Annotated in this window: 3 protein-coding genes; all 3 read right to left on the bottom strand. The window is 67.7% G+C overall.

All coding sequences use genetic code 11. The features are described 5' to 3' along the window. Nucleotides 1–51 precede the first annotated feature (51 nt). On the bottom strand, nucleotides 52–486 hold the full coding sequence (locus D7X55_RS39370; protein ID WP_120530743.1) for a lipopolysaccharide assembly protein LapB: 435 nt from the start codon (nucleotides 484–486) through the stop codon (nucleotides 52–54). 95 nt (nucleotides 487–581) lie between these two features. Then, nucleotides 582–1139, bottom strand: coding sequence for a hypothetical protein (locus tag D7X55_RS39365; RefSeq protein ID WP_120553104.1), 558 nt, complete (start codon nucleotides 1137–1139; stop codon nucleotides 582–584). Between the two features lie 141 nt (nucleotides 1140–1280). Then, nucleotides 1281–1538 (bottom strand): hypothetical protein (locus D7X55_RS39360; protein ID WP_121725695.1); only part of this gene is annotated, 258 nt, incomplete at its 5' end.

The raw sequence follows: 1538 nt of genomic DNA, 5'->3' as shown, positions 1-1538 counted from the left end.
ACGTCCGACTCCACCGACAGCCATCGCCGTACCTCCTTCTTCTTGCCGCGACTACTTCTTCGGCGGAGGCAGGGCCCCCGCTTCCTTCGCCTGGATGAGCGCCTGGGCCAGCTTCGCGCCGTCGCTTTCGGGCTCCAGGTCGATGGCGGCCTTCAGTTCCTTGAGGGCCTCCGGCACCTTGCCCATGAACAGCAGGGCCTCCCCGGCGTGTGCCCGGGGCAGCGAGGACAGCGGCGCCAGGCGCTGGGCGACCCGGTAGGCCGCCAGGGCCTTGTCGTGCTTGCCCTGCGCGAACTCCACGGCGCCCAGGCCAATCTGGGGCACCTCGCTCTTGGGCATGAGCGCGGCGGCACCGACGAAGACCTCCTTGGCCTTGTCGAAGTGACCCATGTCCAGCCAGAGGTAACCGGACTCCAGCAGGACCATGGCCGGCTGGCGCGCCAGGGGCACGAGGCTGTTGGCAATCTCCGAAGGGGTCTCCGCCATGGACGTCGCGCTTCCTTTCCTGTCGCCGGAAGCACGGAAGGCGGCCGTCGAGGGCCGCCTTCCTTGCACCGGTCAGATTCCGCTGTCCGTGAAGACTAGCGGATGTTGCCGATGGAGTTCTTGGTCGTATCGTGCCGCGACTTCATCACGTTGGAAACAGCCGTGAAGAGCTGCGACTCGTGCTGCATGGCCGACTGGAGGTTCAGCAGCTTGACGTTGTCGTCCATCATCGTCTTGAGGCTGCTGTTGTTGGTCAGCTGATCCGACACCTGGCCGCCGGAGCTGGCGCCGCCGACGCTGGTGCCCAGCGAGGTGGAGCCGCCCGTGGGCATGCCCGTGCCCGCACCGGGCAGGTTGGTGGAGGGCACCGCGCCGGAGGCGGTGTTCATCACGCCGACGTACGGGCCGCCCTGCATGCCGGAGCCGGAGGCGCCGGAGAAGGTCTGCGCGGAGGAGACCGCGGCGGAGACGATGCCGGCGCCCGGAACGAAGCCCGCCACCGCGCCCACGCCCGCGCCCACGGCGCCGACGGTGCTGTTCAGCCCGTTCTGCACGCGCGCGCCAAAGCTCGTGTTCGGCGTCTGCCGAGCCGTGGTCATCTGGGTGTTCATGCGCAGGTTCGGGCCCATCATGCCGCTGTCGATCTTTGCCATTTCAGCCTCCGCGCTGGTGCCAGCGTTGATTCAAAAGGGGAGCCGGGGATCATCCCTTGGCTCTTTCAATGGATTATCGGGAGTGCCGGCCGCCGGTTGCCTGCTGGTGACAAGAAATCGTCCAGGCCCCGGAAAAGCCCGTTATTTCCGGCCCTTGGGCTGTTTCGACTCGGCGACGAGCTTCTCGCGGACGTCCACGAGCATGGTGAGCAGCTCCTCGGAGCGCGCGATCGCAGCCTGGGCCTTCTTGCCGATCTCCGCGCGAGGTCCCTTGAGCTCGGCGAGCCCCGCCTTGACGGGGGCGAAGAGCGCCTGGACGTCGTCCGCGGAGGCCTTCTCGATGAAGGTCTCGACGGCGGGATAGGACGGGACAGGCAGTTCCTGGGGCTGGGGCTGCGG

It is taken from the genome of Corallococcus sp. AB049A, assembly GCF_003668885.1.
In the GTDB taxonomy this organism is placed as follows: domain Bacteria; phylum Myxococcota; class Myxococcia; order Myxococcales; family Myxococcaceae; genus Corallococcus; species Corallococcus interemptor.
Note: the sequence above shows the minus strand (reverse complement) of the source record. Positions and strands in the feature narration are given on the sequence as shown.

What these genes read in the sequence shown, in the direction of transcription:
- D7X55_RS39365 (WP_120553104.1), bottom strand. Translation starts at nt 1,139, where the DNA reads ATGGCAAAGATCGACAGCGGCATGATGGGCCCGAACCTGCGCATGAAC.
- D7X55_RS39370 (WP_120530743.1), bottom strand. Translation starts at nt 486, where the DNA reads ATGGCGGAGACCCCTTCGGAGATTGCCAACAGCCTCGTGCCCCTGGCG.